Raw genomic sequence first — 746 nt, 5'->3', positions numbered from 1 at the left:
CACGCGGTGGAGCAGGTCGCCGTGATCGACGATGCGATCGCAGATGACGTGGATCACCTCGCCTTCCTTCTGCACCCGCCCCTTCAGGCCGACCATGGAGGCGGACATCACGGTGCGGCGCTGCGCCTCGAAGCGGTCGGGCCAGAGGATGCCATTGGCGATGCCGGTTTCGTCCTCGATCGTGATGAACAGCACACCCTTCGCTGATCCGGGCTTCTGCCGGACCAGGATGATGCCGGCGACCTCGACGTGGCGTCCGTCGCGCACGCTGGCGAGATCCGCGCAGCGCGTCACGCCGCGGCGCGTCAGCTCGTCGCGCACGAACGACAGCGGATGCGCGCGAAGCGACAGCTGCAGGTTGCGATAGTCCTCGATCACCTCGCCCTGATTGGCGAGGATCAGGCCGGGTGCGTCAAGACTGTAGCGCCCGAACATGCAGCCCACGGCATAGTGGAGGAATTCGGCCACCGTATCCTCGCGCAGCCGCGTCTCGCGGTTCTCTTCCGAGCCCTTCACGCCATAGCGATAGGCTGGATTGCAGGTGAGCGTGATTTCCTCGATCGGCACCTTGTGAGAGAGGTCATCAGCCAAGCCATAGGTGTCAATGAAGATGCGGTTGTTCTCTTCCTCTAGGGCCAGCATCTCGTCCGTCATTGACTGCCAATGATCGCGGAGGGTGGCATAGCTGTCCTTCAGCGTCTCGCCGCGACGATCGGGCAAAAGCAGAGGGAGCGTGGTGAAATCCC

Annotated in this window: 1 protein-coding gene; it reads right to left on the bottom strand. The window is 63.4% G+C overall.

All coding sequences use genetic code 11. The features are described from left to right. Window positions 1-746 (bottom strand): OB-fold nucleic acid binding domain-containing protein (locus tag AACY52_RS28805; RefSeq protein WP_339561142.1); only part of this gene is annotated, 746 nt, incomplete at both ends.

The sequence above is a fragment of the Pseudomonas sp. EA_65y_Pfl1_P113 genome (assembly GCF_963970525.1).
GTDB lineage: Bacteria > Pseudomonadota > Gammaproteobacteria > Pseudomonadales > Pseudomonadaceae > Aquipseudomonas > Aquipseudomonas tritici.
The sequence above is the reverse complement of the archived record's forward strand: the minus strand, read 5'-3'. Positions and strand labels throughout refer to the sequence as shown.